The organism is Chryseobacterium contaminans (assembly GCF_001684955.1).
GTDB classification, from domain to species: Bacteria; Bacteroidota; Bacteroidia; order Flavobacteriales; family Weeksellaceae; genus Chryseobacterium; species Chryseobacterium contaminans.
Genome location: NZ_MAYF01000220.1, coordinates 1 through 1,067 on the forward strand (window position 1 = coordinate 1; position 1,067 = coordinate 1,067).

Sequence of the window (1,067 nt, forward strand, 5' to 3'; positions counted from 1 at the left end):
TCTAGCTGATTTCCAACAAAATTCTCAGGTAAAGCTGATAATAATTTCACAGAATTCTTCCACTGGGAAAGTGCTGCCGCTACATTGTATTCGGCACCGCCCACATAAATTTTCAGAGACTGTTCATTAAGCCAGTTTCCTTCGGAATCCGGGGCAAAATGGAGAAGCAGTTCCCCGAAACATAATATTTTCGATGAATCCTGCATGGTTTTATATTTCAAAATAATTTTTTGTATTATGATAACAGATATCCTGAATGATCTTTCCTACCCACTTTTCATCATCGGGAAGAAGACCTCTTTCCATTTCACTCCCGAACAAATTGCATAAAAGCCTTCTGAAATAATCGTGTCTTGAGAATGACAGCAGGCTTCGGGAATCGGTCAACATGCCGACAAAAGTGCTGATCAGACCGATATTGGAAAGTGTATTCATCTGTTTGGTCATCCCGTCGAGCTGATCGAGAAACCACCAGGCTGCTCCAAACTGTACCTTGGACTTTATGCCTCCTTCATTAAAGTTTCCGGCAAGAGTTGCCAGGACCTCGTTAAATGCTGGGTTCAAGTTGTAAATAATGGTTTTGGCCAGTTTTCCTTCTGTATTCAGTACATCCAGCAAAATGCTCAATCTCTGTGCATAATAGGGTTCTCCAATGGCATCATATCCTGCATTGACACCTATTTTTCTGAACATTTCTGAATTATTGTTTCGGGTTGCCCCCACATGAAACTGTTGTACCCAGCCTTTTTCTGCATACATTTTGCAAAGCTCTTTCAGCATGTAACCGCTTAATGCATCCGGATCGGAAAACGTTGAAAGATTACCTTTCAGGAATTCAGAAAATTCTTTTTCAAGGCTATGATTCCATTTTGTGGTATCCGGAAAATATTCAAAGCCGTGGTCGGCTACTTTTGCTCCTGCTTCCACAAAATAATTGATTCTGCCCTGAAGTGCATCCAACAGATCAGAAGCTGATGTGATTGAAAATCCACAGACTTTTTCAAGCTTTTTAATTCCCGAAAGATATTGTTCAGAATTAATGATATTAATATAGGCATCAGGACGGA

The 1,067-nt window shown here is 40.3% G+C and carries 2 protein-coding genes; both read right to left on the bottom strand.

Annotation, left to right across the window (positions count from 1 at the left end):
- The coding region (locus BBH99_RS11955; protein ID WP_228390797.1) for a PfkB family carbohydrate kinase at positions 1 to 206 on the bottom strand (206 nt) is incomplete at its 3' end.
- A gap of 4 nt (positions 207 to 210) precedes the next feature.
- Positions 211 to 1,067 (bottom strand): glucuronate isomerase (locus BBH99_RS11960; protein WP_165601930.1); only part of this gene is annotated, 857 nt, incomplete at its 5' end.